The following is a 16,632-nucleotide window of genomic DNA, read 5'->3' as shown; positions in this document are numbered from 1 at the left end:
ATAATACTAACCGGATAGTACGAACTGCAGTCATAGCTGGACAGGCACAGTCATAGCTGGACAGGCAAAACACTGACATAATAAAAACACGAGAATTCGGAGTCGAGACCATGGATAAGCAGCAGTTGCAGACTGTACCGGACGTTTTTCGTGCCGCCTTTCGGTGCTATCCGGGCAATGCGGCATTTACCTGCCTGGGGCAGACACTGAGTTTCGCCGAGGTGGATCGCTATAGCCAGCAGTTTGCCAGTTATCTGCAGCATCACACGGATCTGCAACCAGGCGACCGGGTGGCCGTGCAGCTGGCCAATATTCTGCAGTATCCGGTGGTGATGTTCGGGGTGTTGCGGGCGGGAATGATACTGGTCAACACCAACCCCATGTACACCGGTCGCGAAGTGGAGCACCAGTTGCGCGACTCTGGCGCCAGGGTGCTGGTAGTGATGGCAAACCTGGCCAAACCAGCGGCGGATATTATTGCCAACACCTCAGTGGAACAGGTTATCGTCACGGAAATGGGGGATCTGCATGGCTTTCCAAAACGGCAACTGATCAATTTTACCCTGCGCCATGTGAAAAAAATGGTGCCCGAGTTTTCGTTTCCCCGCCAGGTTTCCTTTCGCGATTGCCTCCGGCTTGGCAATAACAACCCCTGCCAGGATGTACAGAGTAAAGCAGAAGACGTGGCGGTACTGCAATACACCGGCGGTACCACCGGGGTCGCCAAAGGTGCCATGCTGACCCACCACAACCTGGTGTCCAACTTGCGGCAAGTCAGTGACAGTATTGGTGACAGAATCCAGGAGGGGGTCGAGATATTTGTCGCACCTCTGCCGCTCTACCATATCTACGCCTTTATGATTCACGGTATGTTGCTGGTGGCGAGCGGCAATCACAGTATCCTGATACCCAATCCCAGGGATCTCGACAGTTTGGTCAAGGCGATAAAGCCGTTTCCTTTTACCGGTTTTGCCGGGCTCAATACGCTCTTTAACGGCCTCTGTCACAACGACAGCTTTAAAGCGCTGGATTTCAGCGCCTTGAAGCTGACCACATCAGGTGGCATGGCCTTGACCAGCGACGTGGCCGAGCTCTGGCAGCGCACCACTGGCTGTGCCGTGGTGGAGGGTTACGGCCTGACCGAGACTTCGCCGGTGCTGGCCTTTAACCCGCTCAATGGGGTGCGCTTAGGAACCGTAGGAGTGCCGGTGGCGGATACCGAGGTTCGCTTGATGGATGACGCTGGCAATGAGGTGGCGGCGGGCGGGGCCGGTGAATTGTGGGTGCGCGGTCCGCAGGTGATGAAGGGCTACTGGCAGCAGCCGCAAGCGACTGCCGAGGTGCTCACTGCCGACGGCTGGTTCAAAACCGGGGATATCGCTGAACTCAGCGCCGACAATTATATAAAAATCGTCGACCGTAAAAAGGACATGATTATCGTGTCCGGCTTTAACGTGTACCCCAATGAAATCGAAAACGAAGTCGGCAAACATCCGAAGGTGTTGGAGGCGGCGGCCATTGGCGTGCCCAGCGACAAAACCGGCGAGGCGGTCAAGTTATTCGTGGTCAAAGACGATCCCTCCCTGAGCAAGGAAGAGTTGATGGCCTTTTGTCGGGAAAACCTGACCGGCTATAAAATCCCTCACCGAATCGAATTTATCGACGCATTGCCCAAGTCCAACGTCGGCAAGGTATTGCGCAAGGAACTGCGCTAAGCACCCGGTTATCTGGCGCAGCACCTCTTATTACTCAAGTTTCGGAGTTCGTAAGCCAATTCGCTAGCGGTGCAGTCCCTTCCGGGACCGTCGGAGGCATGGATGCCGACGCCGAGCTTACAGGGACGTACTTGCAGCGTGTCCTGGAAGGGACTGCTCCGCCCGGCGCGGTGGAATGAACTCCGAAACTTGAGTTATCAGGTGGTCATTCAAGAATAGAGCGGGGGCAGTGCCGCCGCGGCCGGGTTGGCCGCGGCTGGCGCCTGGCGCCGCCACTGCTGCAGCTGGTCGAGCATGGCGCGGCGGTCAAACTGCGCCTCGCCGGCGGCGTACAAACTGCTTTCCAATTGCGCGATAGCCTCTTGCAACTCGGGAACCCGCTCGGCCAGGTCCGTCAGTGAATGGATGGCTGCCGGGCTAAAGCGGGCGCGAGCCCAGTCCAGCAGCGCCGCCCGAATCTGCCGGTTGTCATTGCCGTTAAGGCTTTGCTGCAAGCGTCGAAAGGCGACTTTTTCCGATACCCCGACGGTGGGGCTCCCGGGCGCTTCCTGCGGCCGCGGTGTGGCCCGGGCGCGCAGCCAGAGCAGGGCGAACAGCAGGGTGGTGGCGGCCAGCAACAGTGTCAGGTAGAACCACAGCGAGGCCAGCGTCGGGCTGCTTGTGGCAGTGGTGGCGACGCTGGTTGGGGCGCTATCAGGCCGGGCCTCGACCGGTTGCCGTGCCGGAGTTGCTGCTCCAGTAGTGGCTGCCTCGACGCCACCGCGGACGTTGATGGTTTGCGCCGGCAATACGGCTTGTCGTTGCTGCTTTTGCTCTGTGTCCCACCAGTCCAGTTGAATGGCGGGCAAGGTCAACTGGCCGGCGCGAGCGGGGACAATGGCGTAACTCTCGGTGATCACACTGGTGACCCCGTCGCTGGAAACCGATTCCTCGGACTGGGGCAGGTCGGGATAGTATTTGATATCGGCGCTACTGGACGGCTCCAGGGCGGGAATCTGCGAGGCCATCAAACCCCTGGCATTGATCACCACCTTGCGGGTGATTGGCTCGCCGACCTTGAATTCCTTCGGGTCGCGGCTCCAGCTTTGGGAGAGCGTAATATCAGTGGCGGGCAACCAGTGGCTGCCGCTGTAGGCGTCGGGTTTGGGCAGGACATTGATAAATTTCTCTTCCGTTTTTAAGCGCAGTCGCTTGCCGCCGCGGTTGAAAAAGGGGTCGTAGTCAAAGCCCTGGCGACTCTGCAGAGTGACATTCCACAGGGTTGGCGGCAGTACCAGGTTGCCGCTTTGTTGCGGGAATATGGCGTAGCTGACTTCGACGACTCCGTAGCGCTTGCCATCGATAGTGCGCTGGTACTGGTTTTCGGCCACCTGTTTGACCAGGGCATTGTCGATACTCAACTCCTCGCTGTTGAGACCGCTCAGGTCCACCGAAGTATAGAGTCGGTAGGTCAGTAACAATTGCTCTTGCACATAGACGCTGCTCTTGCTCAGCTCGGTCTCCAGAAACACCGGTTGGTCTGACCCCGGGGCCGTGGCCGCTGCCGCCGGCTGCACCTCGATGGTCAGGGGCTTGCTGCGGGCGCCTTCAAATTCAAACGCCGGTATCTGCAAGCTGCCCGCCTGTTTGGGGGCCAGGGTCAGGGTCCATTGGGTCCAGGATTCGGCTTTGCCGTTGACGCTGCGGTACTGGTTGGCACGGCGATTGGCAAGTATCTCAAATTGCTGTTTGAGCTGGCTAAAATCCGGCTCGCCGAAGATGACCTGCTCGTCGTAGCGCACCACCAGGTTCAGGGTTTCCTCCAGGCTGATCCGGGTGCGGTCTGCGCTGGCGCTCAATTGCCCCGCCAGGGTTGGCGCGGACAGAGTGACAGTGAGCAACAAAGCAGCGCTCAGAAGTAACCAGCGCCGGAAGCGGGTATATGGGTACCGGAGCAAGGTATATTGGGCGGTCATTGTCATGCGGGGGCTATTCCTGGTCGATAGAAAGCGGGGCAGGCCTACCAACGGCCGTTGGCGCCATTTTCCGGTGGCTGCCAGCTTCCTTGCTGGTATTGTTTGACGCGCTGTCGATACTGGTGTTCAAATTTCTTGCGCATCAGTCCGCTGGGGTCGTCGTTGATTTTACGTAACCATTGCTCCATCGCCTGCTGTTCCTCCTCGCTAAGATCGTTTGCCTGCGCAGCAGCCGCCTGGGCTTGCTCCTGGTCATTTGCGCCCGCTTCGGACTCTGCTTGCGCAGTGCCATCCGATTCTGGTTCTTGTTGCGCCGCTGTATCTGTCTCTTGATCTTCAGCTTTCTCATCGCTGTTTCCTGGTGATGTGTCGGGTTCGGAGGTGTTTTGCTCAGGGTCAGTGTCGGGCGTAGACTCGCCGGATCTGTCCTGTGCGCCGGGTTCCTGCTGCCCCTGTCCCTGGCTATCCTGCTGTTGGCCATCCTGCTGTTGGCCATCCTGTTGTTGGCCATCCTGTTGCTGGTCGCCCGGCTGTTGGCTGTCTTGCTGCTGGTCGTCCTGTTGTTGATCGCCCTGGTCGCCGTCTTGTTGCTGTTGCTGTTGCAGCAGGGATTCTACCAGCTCTCGATTGGCGCGGGCGTCTTCGAAATCGGGCTGTTGCGCCAGCGCCTGATCGTAGGCCTTTAGCGCATCCTCCAGCTTGCCGGCTCGCGCCAGGGCATTGCCGCGGTTGTAATGGGCACTGGCGCTGTCCAGCGCCGCAAATGCGTCTGCCGCGGCGGCATAATCACCGGCGCGATAGGCTGCAGCACCTTTCCAGTCCTCCCGTTGAAACAGGCCGGCGGCCTGCTCGGGCTGGTCCTGTTGCAGCAAGCGCTGGCCCTGTTGATCCCGGGTGTACCAGAGGTCGTCCCAGCCAAACGCCTGGCTCGGCTCCGGTAACACCAGCAGCAGGGGCACCAGCAGCAGCCAGCCTTTGCGAAACGCCATGCCCATAAAGGGCAGCAGCAGCAGGCAGAGCCAGGCGCCGCGATCGATCCAGGTATCGAAGTCCCGCTCCAATTGGCGGGTGTTGTCACTGCCCAGAGCCGGGAGTTGCAGTACCGCTGCAACGTCGCTGTCGGTGTGACTCAGGTTGCGATAGACGCCGCCGGCGCGACTGGCGAGGTTGCGCAACTGCTCGACATTGAGTTTTGCCAGCACGATTGCGCCGTTGTTGTCCTTGGCAAAGCCGCCGCTGCTGATTGGAATGGGTGCCCCCGCCTCGGTGCCCACCCCGAGAATGGACAGGCGAAAGCCGGACGGCAGATTGTCCAGCAAATAGCGGGCTGCGGCGGGCTCTACCCCGTCAGTGACCAGCAGGATATCACCCTGCAAGTGGCCGCTGTCGCGGAACAGCGTCAGCGCCTGCTCGAGGGCCATCTCGGTATTACTGCCGCGCAGGGGCATAATGCCCGGTGAGAGGGAGGGCAACAAGCTGATGATGGTTTCCGTGTCATCGGTAAGCGGGGTGACGGTATGGGCTTCGCCGGCGTAAACCACCAGTGCACTCAAGCCCTCCTGGCGCTGTTGCAGCAGATCGATCAGTTTCAATCGAGCCCTTACCAGGCGCGAGGGCTGGACGTCTTGCGCCAGCATCGAGGGTGACAAATCCAGCAGGATCACCAGCGCACTGTCCGTTTTAAATACCGGCTGTGGCAGTTTTTCCCAGCTGGGTCCGGCCATGGCCAGGGCGGCGATCAGCAAGGCCAGGCTCAGCGCCACAAAAGGCAGTCTTTGCTGCTTGCTCATTTTGCCTTGCAGCAGGTGCGGCAGCAGTTGGGCGTCGATAAGAGAGCGCCAGTTATTCTGCCGGGAGTGGCTGCGCAGCAAGTACCAGCCTGCCAGCAACGCCAGTGGCACCAGTACCAGCCACAGTGGCCGCTGCCAGTGGAAATCACTGAACTGTGCCAGCCAGCCCGGGGCTATTACGTCAGGCATCCGGTTTTACCCCGTCAATTGTGGCGTCGCCCGCCGGTACCCGCAGGGCGCGCAGCCTGAGTAACAGGTCAGTGAGAATGCGCTGCAGCAGTAGCAGCCCGGCCAGCGCCAGGCACACCCCGAGGGGCCAGTAGAACAGGGCGCGGGTAGGGCGAAAGACCTCGGCCTCCTGCTCGATGGGTTCGAGCTTGTCCAGCTCTGCGTAGATCGCCTGCAGGTCGGCGGGATCGCGGGCGCGGAAATAACGGCCCCCGGTTTGTTCGGCGATGCTGCTGAGGGTGGTTTCATCCAGGTCTGCGGAGGGGTTGATGCGGCGCGCGCCAAAGCCGCCAAACAGTCCGGGCACCGTCATTTCATCGGCGCCGACCCCAATGGTGTAAACCCTGATTTTGGCCTGGGCCGCCAATTCTGCCGCCTTTAAAGGGGTGATTTGGCCGGCGGTGTTGGCACCGTCGGTCAACAAAATCAGCACCCGGCTCTCCAGTGGCCGCTGGCGCAGTCGTTTGACTGCCAGGCCGATGGCGTCGCCAATGGCGGTTTTCTCGCCGGCGAAGCCCAGTTGCGCCTCCAGCAGCAGTTGTTTCACTGTGCTGCGGTCGAAGGTGAGGGGCGCCTGTAAATAGGCGCGGGTACCAAACAGAATCAGGCCGAGGCGATCGCTGCTGCGGCGCTCGACAAAATCACCGACCACCGCCTTGACGATGGTGATGCGGTCAAACTGTTCGCCCCGCCATTGCATATCGGCGGTTTCCATACTGCCGGATATATCCACGGCCAGCAGCAAGTCGCGGCCGCTGGCGGGCAGCGATACCGGTTCGCCGAGCCATATCGGGCGGGCTGCGGCACAGAGCAGTGCCAGCCACATCAGCACCAGCACGGCCAGGGTGCCGAACTTCTTTAAGGTGCCGGTCTTTTCTGCGACTTCGGCGCCGGGCAGTTGCCGGTAGAAGGGCACCAGCAGGGCCGCGTCTTCCTGCCTGGCCGCGGGCCAGAAGCGAAAGACCAGCCACGGGAGTGGCAGTAAAACAAACATCCAGGGCCACTGCAGCGTCAGCATGGTGACATCTCCCGGGGGTACTGGACACTCTCCACCGGACGGTGTTTGGCCAGCCATTTGCGGGCAAAAATAACCAACTGCTGGATGTCCTCCGGCGCCACCGGGGTGACGTCGTAAAGCTGCTCGCCCAGCAGCGTGGCCAGGTTGGCCGGTGCTGGCACATTGGGCAGCGAGGCCTGCAGGAAATCGGCCCAGCACTGGCCGTGGAGGCTGGCTACAGTGGCCGCCGGGTAGGCTACCAGCGCGGTGCGCTTTAGCAACCGGTTGATTGCCAGCAGGCTGTGTGCATCGTTATCGGTTTCAGCAAGCAGTTGCTTCAGTTCTGCCAGTGCCGCTCGTCGATAGCGCGACTGGCGGTAGCGGCGTCGGCAATACCAGCCGCTGGCCAGCAGCGCCAGCAGGATTAATAGCCCCAGTAACCACCAGCCAGGTGCGGGTGGCCACCAGGCAACGTCCGCCGGCAGCTGGATGTCGCGCAGGTCGGCCAGCGGGTCAGTTGCGGTGGGGTTGGCGGTTAACGGCGGCATACTTGCTTCCCGAAGGTTGGCAGCAGTCGCGCCAGTGGCGGCTGGTCGGTGCGAATGGTCAACAGCGGCACTGCCAATTGCCGGGCCAGGCTCTGCAGGTGGGCAAACTGATTGTCAAATTGCTGCTGGTAGTGGGCGCGCAGCGAGCGGCTGCGAGTATCCAGCACCCGGCGCTGCTGGCCGTCGCTGACGGTCAGTTGCATATTGGCGGGCAAGTGGCTTTCCAGCACATCGCAGATATGCAGCAGTGAGACGTCACCGTGGCGGGACAGTTGATAGAGCTGCTCGTCGCAGGCCTGGTCGATATCGTGAAAGTCGCTGCTGATAATAATGGCGCTGCCGGGTTTGGCGATGCGGCGCAAGTCGCGCAGCCGCTGGGACAGGGATACCGCTGCCGGGTCGGGGACCGGCGACTGCAAGCTGGTGTTGAATTCCTGGATGGTTTTCAGGATCGCCAACAGGGTGTGGCGGCTGCGCTTGGGGCGAATGTCTTTTTCCTGTGTGTCGTTGAAAATCAGGGCTCCGACCCGGTCGTTGTTGGCCAGCGCGGCCCAGCCCATCAGTGCCGCTGTGTGGGCGGCCAGCGCTGCCTTAAAGCAGTGCTTGCTGCCGAAGAACATCGGGTTGCGCTGGTCCAGCATAAGGATGACCGGGCGCTCTCGCTCCTCGCGAAACAGTTTGGTGTGGGGGACGCTGGTGCGCGCGGTAACCCGCCAGTCAATGCTGCGAATATCGTCACCGGCCTGGTAGTGCCTGACCTCCTCAAACTCCATGCCACGGCCGCGAAAGCGGGTGCGAAAGCCGCCGCTGAGCAGCGAGCGGCTCTGCTGCCGTGGCGTCAGTTGCAATTCGCGCGCAGCGAAGCGCAAGCTCAATAAATCCTCGAGCTGGCAGTAGGCACCCTGCACCGGTTGCTTGAAATCATGCATCGATAGCATCAGGCGACGGGTACTCGAGCGATCAACTCGGCGATGATATCGTCGTTGCGCACGCCGCTGGCCTCGGCCTCGAAACTCAAGATCAGGCGGTGCCGATAGACGTCGGGCAGTACCGCTTGGACGTCGTCGGGGCTGACAAAATCCCGGCCGGCCAACCACGCGTGGGCGCGACTGCAGCGGTCGAGCGCTATGGTGCCGCGGGGGCTGACGCCGTACTCAATCCATTTGGCCAGGTTGTCGCTGTATTTACCGGGTTGGCGGCTGGCTATGGTAAGGTTGACGATATAGTCCTCCACGGCCGGGGCCATATGCAGGCTCAGCACCTGCTTGCGCATATTGAACAAGTCCTGCTGACTGAGCTTTTCGGGCTGGGTGGCAGTGACCGCCGCGGCTTCATCGCGCACGAGCTTGAGGATTTCCCGCTCGGCTTCGGCGTTGGGGTAATGAACGCTGACGTGCATCAGAAAGCGGTCAAGTTGCGCTTCGGGCAGGGGGTAGGTGCCCTCCTGCTCGATGGGGTTCTGGGTGGCCATAACCAGGAACAGCTCCGGCAGGGGGTAGGTGGCGCGACCGACACTGATCTGCCGTTCCGCCATGGCTTCCAACAAGGCCGACTGGACCTTGGCCGGGGCGCGGTTGATTTCATCGGCCAGTACCAGGTTGTGGAAGATCGGCCCGGCCTGGAATTCGAAGGTGCCGTTTTCGGGGCGATAGATGTCGGTGCCGGTGACGTCCGAGGGCAGCAGATCCGGGGTAAATTGAATGCGGTGGAAATCGCCCTCGATGCCGTCGGACAGCTTCTTGATGGCCTTGGTCTTGGCCAGCCCGGGGGCACCTTCAACCAGCAAGTGGCCGTCGGCGAGCAGGGCAATCAGCAGGCGATCAACGAGATGGGTTTGCCCGACTATCTGGGAGTGTAACCAGGTCTTGAGAGAATCTAGTGAAGATGGGCTGCTCATGATGTCGATAGTCTGCTCCAGAGATTAGAAGGTTTACGGCAGGTTTAAAACCAAATCGTAACTAATTGAATTGGTTTGGGATTTTACTGCTTGTTGGGCAGTTAGCAAGCGTCTGCTGAAAGTCTGCCAGAGTAGACCATTAACGAAGGCACAGGTTCCATATACTTTACCCTGACTTGCGCTATGCTATAGGCAATGGGCATGGGGTTAGCGATAGAAACAATTCCGATACAGTGATACCAATAAAACCATACCAATAAAACGATACCAATAAGAAGAGGGATAGACTGTGGCTGTTAATGTGGTGGCGGTTGATAATAAAGAAGCGTTTATGGGCCAGCTGGCCGAAATTATCAATGAGCGCCTGAGCGGGTCCCAGGCCCGTCAGGTGGTCGATTTTGCCCAGGTCTACTTCAGCCAGAGCGATATAGCGGAGCTGGAGGGCAAGGCGCTGAGCGATATCTTCGGCAATGTCTTCAGTTGGTGGAATTTTATCCAGCAGTTCGACGGCGTCAAACCCAAGGTCCGGGTTTTTAATCCCAGCCTGGAGGAGCACGGCTGGCTCAGCGGCCACACAGTGGTGGCGGTACTGCAACGGGATATGCCGTTCCTGGTGGACTCCCTGCGCATCGAAATTAACCGGCGCGATATCAGCTTGCACGCGGTCAAGAGCACGGTTGTCAGTGTGGTCCGCGATGGTAAAGGCAATTTGCAGGAAGTGTTGCCCAGTGCAGCAGACAAGCCGGCGGGCGGCCACCAGGAAGCCCTGGTATACCTGGAAATCAACCTGCATACCGACGCCGAGTTGATGCTGGAATTGTCGGATTCGTTGCGCTCGGTGTTGCGCGACGTGGAAACAGTGGTCAATGACTACAGGCCGGTGCTGGCCAAAGTACAAGCGGCCAGGGATAGCCTTGCGCTGGTCGACCAAAAGACCGTCAACGATGTGCAGGAGGCGGACGAATTTTTGGCCTGGCTGGCAAATGGGCACTTTACCTTTCTCGGTCATGTTGAATACCAGTTCGAGGAAGCAAAGGGCGAGCGCGCCCTGGTAGAGAAGACCGATTCTCGCCTGGGCCTGTTTCGCATGCACGGCAGCAAGCCGGAGCGAGTCAAGGAAAGTGCCTTCAACGAGGGCATGGCCAAGTTCCACAGTAGCGACCAGGCGTTGTCCTTTTCGAAATCTTCGGTGCGCTCTCGGGTGCATCGTCACGCCTACTCGGATTACGTTGTCGTCAAGGTCTATGACCAGCAGGGCAAGGTCAAGGGTGAAAGTCGCTTTATCGGGCTCTATACCTCCCCGGTGTATACCTTGTCACCCACGAAGATCCCCTATATCCGGCGCAAGGTCGAGTATGTGCTGCAGCGCTCCGGTTTACCCGCCATGTCCCACGACGGCAAGGCACTGAAACAAATCCTGGAGACGTTTCCCCGGGATGAGCTATTGCAAAGCAGTGAAGATGAGCTGTTTGAAATTATTACCGGAGTCGCCCGGATCAAAGAGCGGCACATGGTCCGCTTGTTTATGCGGCGTGACCCCTACGGCAAGTTTGTCAGCTGCATTGTCTATGTGCCCCGCGATGAATTCAGTACCCAGATTCGGATAGCGATCCAAAACCTGATCGGCAAGGCCATTGATGCCGAGGAGCACGAATTCACGACTTATTTTTCCGAATCGGTGCTGGCGCGGACGCACATCGTTTTTCGGGTCAAGCCGGAAACGGTGGGGGAAATCGACGTAAAGCGGTTGGAGAAGCAGGTGGTCGACATTACCCGCTCCTGGGAGGACCAGTTTTACGCCGCCCTGTGTGAAACCTATGGGGAAGAAAAAGCCGCCAAGCTTTATGCCCAGTACGAACACGGCTTCTCGTCTGGCTACAAGGAGAATTACGAGGCCCGCTCGGCGGTGCAGGACCTGGCCAGTATTGCCGGGCTGAGCGAGGAAAACTCCCTCGCTATGAGCTTTTACCAGCCCATGGGTGCGGAAAAAAACAGCATGCGCTTCAAGGTGTTTCACCAAGCCTTGCAACTGGAGCTGTCGGCGGTCATACCGGTGCTGGAAAACCTCGGCTTGCGGGTGGTGGGTGAGCACCCCTACAAAATCAAGGGCAAGGACGGCAGCTGTTACTGGATGCATGATTTCGATTTGCGTATCGACCTGAATATCGAAATCGACGCGCACAAGGCGCGCAACAATTTCCAGGACGCTTTTGCGGCGATCTGGCGGCGCCAGTCTGATAATGATGCCTTCAATCGACTGGTGCTGGGGGCCCGCATTAACTGGCGCGAAGTGGTGCTGCTGCGCGCCTACGCCAGCTACATGAAACAAACCATGTTCAACTTTAGCGATAGCTATATCGCCAATACCCTGGCCAATCACCTGGACATCACTCGCAACCTGGTGGCCCTGTTCAAGTCGACCTTCGACCCCCGGGTCAACCAGGCCGGCGACAAGAACTCCGAGCGCGTACAACGTCTGAAAAGCAAGTTGATCGAAAGTCTCGATAGTGTGGATAACCTCAATGAAGATCGAATCATCCGCCGCTATATCGATTTTATCCAGGGCACCTTGCGCACCAATTTTTTCCAAACCAGTGCCGATGGCAAACCGAAAAATTACCTCTCGTTCAAGTTCAGCCCCCAGTCCATCGCCGAAATTCCGGAGCCACGGCCACTGTATGAGATTTTTGTCTATTCACCCCGCGTGGAGGGGGTGCACCTGCGCGGCGGCCCGGTGGCTCGGGGCGGGTTGCGCTGGTCTGACCGGCTGCAGGATTACCGCACCGAAGTGCTGGGGCTGGTAAAAGCCCAGCAGGTCAAGAACGCGGTGATTGTACCCAGTGGTGCCAAGGGCGGCTTTGTGGCGAAACAGCTGCCCAGCAGTGGCGGTCGCGAGGCCTTTATGAAGGAGGGTATCGCCTGCTACCAGACCTTTATCCGGGGTCTGCTGGATATCACCGATAATATCGTCGACGGCGATGTGCTGGCGCCGGCCAATGTCATCCGTATGGACGGCGACGACCCCTATTTGGTGGTTGCAGCCGACAAGGGCACTGCCACCTTCTCCGATATCGCCAACGCGATATCGGCAGAGTATAACCACTGGTTGGGGGATGCCTTTGCGTCGGGTGGCAGCCAGGGGTACGACCACAAGGGTATGGGCATAACCGCCCGCGGCGCCTGGGTGTCGGTACAGCGTCACTTCAAGGAGCGGGGCATCAATGTCCAGCGGGAGGACTTTACTGTCATCGGTATCGGCGATATGGCCGGCGATGTGTTTGGCAACGGTATGTTGATGTCGGAGCACATCTGCCTGACCGCGGCCTTTAACCACCAGCATATCTTTATCGACCCCAACCCCGATGCCGCGCGCAGTTTTGTCGAGCGCCAACGCTTGTTCAATACGGCCGGGCTCAACTGGGGGGATTACGATAAAACCCTGCTGTCCGAGGGGGGAGAGGTGTTTTCCCGGGCGGCGAAATCCATTCCGATCAACCACCAGATGCAACAGCGCTTTGATATTTCAGCCGACAAGTTGACGCCCAATGAGCTGATTTGTGCGCTGTTGAAGGCGCCGGTGGATTTAATCTGGAACGGGGGGATTGGCACTTACGTCAAGAGTAGCAAGGAGGCGCACAGCGATGTTGGCGACAAGGCCAATGACGGCTTGCGGGTCAACGGCAACGAATTGCGCTGCAAGGTCTTTGGTGAGGGGGGCAATCTGGGCATGACCCAGTTGGGGCGGGTCGAATACTGCCTGCAGCAGGGCGCCTGTAACACCGACTTTATTGATAACGCCGCGGGGGTGGACTGCTCCGACCACGAGGTAAACATAAAAATTCTTCTCGACGGGGTAGTGCGCAATGGCGATTTAACCCAAAAACAGCGCAACAGCCTGCTGGAAAAGATGACCGACACGGTGGCGGAGCTGGTGTTGTACAACAATTACAAGCAAACCCAGGCCATTTCCCTGAGTGAATTTGAGGCCGCCAGCCGGGTCGGCGAATACCGCCGTTTTATTAACCAGATGGTGGCGTCCAAGCGCCTCAATCGAGGGTTGGAGTTTATCCCCAAAGACGAGCAAATCATCGAACGTCAGCAGATGGGCAAAGCCCTGACCCGACCGGAGCTGTCGGTGCTTATCTCCTACGCCAAGGTGGAGTTAAAAGAGCTGCTGGCGGATGAGCAATTGACCGGTGAGAGCTACGTGGTGCGGGAGGTGGAGTCGGCATTTCCGGTGCAATTGCGCAAGAAATACCGCGAGCAAATCTACAGCCACCGCCTGCGCAAGGAAATCGTTGCGACCCAGGTGGCCAATGATATGGTCAATCATATGGGTATCAATTTTACCCACCGGATGATGGAGTCAACCGGGTCCAGTGCCATCGATGTGGCCAAGGCCTACGTGGTGGCGCGGGACGTGTACCGCATTCACGACTTTTTCGACGCTGTGGAAAAGTTGGACTTCAAGGTGGATTCCGACGTGCAAATGGCAATGCTGGGCAATATGAAACGCCGCATGCGCCGGGCCACGCGCTGGTTTTTACGCAATCGCCGCGGCTACCTCTCGGCGGAGCAGGAAGTAGCGGCCTTCGCCGAGCCAGTACAGGCGTTTTTAGAGCGCTTGCCCGAAGCTATTGTCGGTGAACAGCAGCAGATCTGGCAGCAGGAGTGCACCCGCTTGACGGAACAGGGGGTGCCGGAAAAATTGGCGGCGCTGTCGGCTTTGCCCACTTATTTGTATACTCCGGTGAATATTATTGAAGCATCGCGCTTGACCAACGCCGAGCCGATCCTGGTCGCGAAGGTGTACTTCAACCTGGGCAATATCCTCGGCCTGCCCTGGTTTGCCAACCAGATTTATGATGTCAAGGTGGAAAATTACTGGCAGGCCATGGCCCGGGAGACCTATCTGGACGACCTGGAATCGCAGATGCGAACCCTGTCTACCGCTATTATCAAGATGGCCGACGGCGGCGATCTGGATGCGACAATTCAAACCTGGATGGAGACGCAGGCTCTGCTGATCGATCGCTGGAAAGCAATGATGAATGAACTGCATGCGGCACCGGGTACTGATTACGCCATGTTCTCAGTGGCGCTGCGGGAATTGCTGGACCTGGTGCAAGCCAGTCAGCACAGCAGCAAAGTGGAGGACAGCAGTGTGGCCATGGAACTCGCTGGTTGAGAGAGGCTCAATTGTAATTGTTGTGGGGGTGAGGCCCAGGGAATGCCTGCAGTTGTCGTTAACCTGGTGATTGACGCCGAAGAGTACCAGCGTATGTACGCTGGTACTGCCAGGGTTGTTTCCTGTCGCTCGGTGGACGGGCGTCGTATCCAGTTTCCCGCCAATATCCTGCGCCGATTTGTCAGTCTCGAGGGTATTCGCGGCCGCTTCCTGATTCACTTCTCCGATGAAGGGCGCTTTCAAACCATTGAGCGGCTGGACTAGGAGTCTGTCGGACTTAGGTGCCCGTAGCGAGAGAAAGTCCGATTTGAGTCAGTTTTTAACCATTTTTGAGGCGAATAGTGGTTCTATTTAACGAGAAAATGGTTAAAAAATGGCCAAACTCGGCTTTTTCGCAGCAGGGCAACCCTAAGTCCGACAGGCTCCTAGCTAGCAGGTTGGGTAGAAAGCAGGTCGAGGCAAAAAACACCGGAGTGTGAGTATTGCCCGGTTGCCAGCGGTTTTGGTGCCGGCGGTTCACTCCCGGGGACGTTTCCAGTATTCTTGCAGCTCGAAAATTCCGCCACTGTCTCATTTCCCCCTGAAGGTATGTAACTACATGTACGATTTTGCTCGTCGCGCCCTGTTTTGCCTGGATGCTGAAGTCTCCCACGAACTGACCCTGGACCTGCTGGGGGCCGGTGGTCGGCTGGGCCTGGTGCGCCCCCTGTGCAGCGAGATAGCCCCCAACCCGAAAGAGGTGATGGGTATTACGTTTCCCAATCCGGTCGGGCTGGCGGCGGGGCTGGATAAGAACGGCGATTACTTCAATGCCCTCGGTCAACTGGGGTTTGGTTTTGTGGAAATAGGCACCATAACCCCGCGCCCGCAGCCGGGCAACCCCAAGCCGAGGATGTTTCGCCTGCCCGAGCACCAGGCCATTATCAACCGCATGGGCTTCAACAATAAAGGCGTGCAACACTTGGTTGAACGGGTGCAGCGGCGTCGTTACGACGGCATCCTGGGCATTAATATCGGCAAGAATTTTGATACCCCGGTGGCCGCTGCGGCCGCTGATTACCAGCAGTGTATGGCCGCGGTCTACCCCTATGCCGATTACATCACGGTGAATATATCCTCGCCCAACACCCCCGGTTTACGGGATCTGCAGTTTGGCGATAGTCTCAAACACCTGCTCGACAGCATTAAGCAAACCCAGCAGGAGTTGCATCAGCAGCACGGTCACTACGTACCGGTGGCGGTGAAAATTGCACCGGATATGGACGCTATAGCCATTGCCCAGGTAGCGGAAGTTCTGCTCGACAGCGGTCTGGATGGGGTAATTGCCACCAATACCACCATTTCCCGGGAGGCGGTTGCCGATTCGCCCCTGGCGGCAGAAGCGGGTGGCCTCAGTGGCGCTCCAGTCAGGGATGCGTCAACGGAGGTCATCAGGCAGCTGGCCGTCGAGTTGCAGGGCAAGCTGCCCATCATCGGCGTCGGTGGTATCCTCACCGGTCAGGACGCGGCAGAAAAAATTGCCGCCGGTGCCAGTCTGGTGCAGCTGTACAGCGGTTTTATCTATCGCGGTCCGGGCCTGATTGCCGATTGCGCCGAGGCGATTAGCGAAAGAGGGGCCATAAACGGCAGTTAGCCTGATAGTGCCGGCAATAATAGAAGTGGTTGTGATTGGGGTTGTGGTTACAGGCGTGATATTTACCTGGCCAGGGGTTCGTTGGTAGAGCCAAGTGAATCCGGTGGCGGGTGCTGGTAGATAGTGGAAAGCTGGCAGGTGTCAGTAGATAGTAATTAGTGGGTTGTTCTATCAGGGGTGCCCTGATGCACCCCTGATACGTGTCTCCAATGTATAATACTGCTGTTCAGAAATTGCTTAGTTTTTGCGCCTGGGCTGCCCGGTTATATCCGTCCCAGTGGTCGGTACGACCTTCTCTCCATCCGGTGAGCCAGTTTTGTCGAGTGTTACCAGTTTCATGTGGGCAAAGACTGCGCGACCGCCCTTCGATTCCCGCTTGATAGCCTTTTGTGTATGCACGGTCGGATTGATTACGTTTTTGCGTTTTCATCAGATAGCGTACCTCTTGGGGTAAGAGTTGATTAAGGTAAGAACAGTCAAGTTAGACATTGACTTGGTATAGAATTGAAAGGGCAGACAGGAACGCTTTTGCTCGTGGAGAGGATTGAGAAATAAGAAGAGCAAGGTCATGAATAGAAAGCGCGCCTGTAGCCTGTTGGTGGAAGGATTCGCGGGCTGCTGATTAACTCGCGAATCCTTAGTACACCAAATATCAGGGGTAGAAGTGAACAATTCATTTGT

The 16,632-nt window shown here is 58.3% G+C and carries 11 protein-coding genes; 4 read left to right on the top strand and 7 right to left on the bottom strand.

All coding sequences use genetic code 11. The features are described from left to right. The first annotated feature begins 110 nt into the window (after window positions 1–110). Window positions 111–1,715, top strand: coding sequence for an AMP-binding protein (locus tag G8764_RS01645; RefSeq protein ID WP_166161229.1), 1,605 nt, complete (start codon window positions 111–113; stop codon window positions 1,713–1,715). 209 nt (window positions 1,716–1,924) lie between these two features. Here G8764_RS01645 and G8764_RS01640 read toward each other — a convergent pair whose 3' ends face one another. The 6 genes from G8764_RS01640 to G8764_RS01615 form a co-directional block, all read right to left on the bottom strand. After that, entirely contained in the window at window positions 1,925–3,553 is a 1,629-nt protein-coding gene (locus tag G8764_RS01640) for a BatD family protein (protein ID WP_166161227.1), read from the bottom strand. Window positions 3,554–3,714: 161 nt separating this feature from the next. Continuing rightward, window positions 3,715–5,649, bottom strand: a complete 1,935-nt coding sequence (locus G8764_RS01635; protein ID WP_166161225.1) for a VWA domain-containing protein — start codon at window positions 5,647–5,649, stop codon at window positions 3,715–3,717. Further along, window positions 5,642–6,706, bottom strand: a complete 1,065-nt coding sequence (locus G8764_RS01630) for a vWA domain-containing protein (protein WP_166161223.1) — start codon at window positions 6,704–6,706, stop codon at window positions 5,642–5,644. Before G8764_RS01630 ends, G8764_RS01635 begins: the two co-directional genes overlap by 8 nt. After that, on the bottom strand, window positions 6,700–7,233 hold the full coding sequence (locus G8764_RS01625; RefSeq protein ID WP_166161221.1) for a DUF4381 domain-containing protein: 534 nt from the start codon (window positions 7,231–7,233) through the stop codon (window positions 6,700–6,702). The genes G8764_RS01630 and G8764_RS01625 overlap by 7 nt, the downstream gene beginning before the upstream one ends. Next, window positions 7,221–8,162 (bottom strand): DUF58 domain-containing protein, encoded by a 942-nt coding sequence (locus tag G8764_RS01620; RefSeq protein WP_243748524.1) that lies wholly within the window; start codon window positions 8,160–8,162, stop codon window positions 7,221–7,223. The genes G8764_RS01625 and G8764_RS01620 overlap by 13 nt, the downstream gene beginning before the upstream one ends. 8 nt (window positions 8,163–8,170) lie before the next feature. Beyond that, window positions 8,171–9,130 (bottom strand): AAA family ATPase, encoded by a 960-nt coding sequence (locus tag G8764_RS01615; protein ID WP_166161217.1) that lies wholly within the window; start codon window positions 9,128–9,130, stop codon window positions 8,171–8,173. Window positions 9,131–9,419: 289 nt separating this feature from the next. On the opposite strand from G8764_RS01615, the gene G8764_RS01610 reads away from it, so the two are divergent. The 3 genes from G8764_RS01610 (at window position 9,420) to G8764_RS01600 (ending at window position 15,951) form a co-directional block, all read left to right on the top strand. Further along, the gene (locus tag G8764_RS01610; protein WP_341806266.1) at window positions 9,420–14,318 is read left to right on the top strand and encodes an NAD-glutamate dehydrogenase; all 4,899 of its coding nucleotides are present in this window, start codon (window positions 9,420–9,422) and stop codon (window positions 14,316–14,318) included. A 42-nt stretch (window positions 14,319–14,360) separates the two neighbouring features. Beyond that, window positions 14,361–14,582, top strand: a complete 222-nt coding sequence (locus tag G8764_RS01605; protein ID WP_166161215.1) for a DUF2835 domain-containing protein — start codon at window positions 14,361–14,363, stop codon at window positions 14,580–14,582. 334 nt (window positions 14,583–14,916) lie between these two features. Next, window positions 14,917–15,951, top strand: coding sequence for a quinone-dependent dihydroorotate dehydrogenase (locus tag G8764_RS01600; RefSeq protein ID WP_166161213.1), 1,035 nt, complete (start codon window positions 14,917–14,919; stop codon window positions 15,949–15,951). 226 nt (window positions 15,952–16,177) lie between these two features. Here the strand turns inward: G8764_RS01600 and rmf are convergent, their stop codons facing one another. Beyond that, a complete protein-coding gene (rmf, locus tag G8764_RS01595) occupies window positions 16,178–16,381 on the bottom strand; it encodes a ribosome modulation factor (RefSeq protein WP_166161211.1) in 204 nt (67 codons plus the stop codon). Between the last annotated feature and the right edge of the window lie 251 nt (window positions 16,382–16,632).

Source organism: Pseudomaricurvus alcaniphilus (genome assembly GCF_011440395.1).
GTDB classification, from domain to species: domain Bacteria; phylum Pseudomonadota; class Gammaproteobacteria; order Pseudomonadales; family Cellvibrionaceae; genus Pseudomaricurvus; species Pseudomaricurvus alcaniphilus.
The sequence above is the reverse complement of the archived record's forward strand: the minus strand, read 5'-3'. Positions and strand labels throughout refer to the sequence as shown.

Coding starts and splice junctions, on each gene's coding strand:
- G8764_RS01615 (WP_166161217.1), bottom strand. CDS start 9,130: ATGAGCAGCCCATCTTCACTAGATTCTCTCAAGACCTGGTTACACTCC.
- G8764_RS01635 (WP_166161225.1), bottom strand. CDS start 5,649: ATGCCTGACGTAATAGCCCCGGGCTGGCTGGCACAGTTCAGTGATTTC.
- G8764_RS01620 (WP_243748524.1), bottom strand. CDS start 8,162: ATGCATGATTTCAAGCAACCGGTGCAGGGTGCCTACTGCCAGCTCGAG.
- G8764_RS01625 (WP_166161221.1), bottom strand. CDS start 7,233: ATGCCGCCGTTAACCGCCAACCCCACCGCAACTGACCCGCTGGCCGAC.
- rmf (WP_166161211.1), bottom strand. CDS start 16,381: ATGAAAACGCAAAAACGTAATCAATCCGACCGTGCATACACAAAAGGC.
- G8764_RS01630 (WP_166161223.1), bottom strand. CDS start 6,706: ATGCTGACGCTGCAGTGGCCCTGGATGTTTGTTTTACTGCCACTCCCG.
- G8764_RS01645 (WP_166161229.1), top strand. CDS start 111: ATGGATAAGCAGCAGTTGCAGACTGTACCGGACGTTTTTCGTGCCGCC.
- G8764_RS01600 (WP_166161213.1), top strand. CDS start 14,917: ATGTACGATTTTGCTCGTCGCGCCCTGTTTTGCCTGGATGCTGAAGTC.
- G8764_RS01605 (WP_166161215.1), top strand. CDS start 14,361: ATGCCTGCAGTTGTCGTTAACCTGGTGATTGACGCCGAAGAGTACCAG.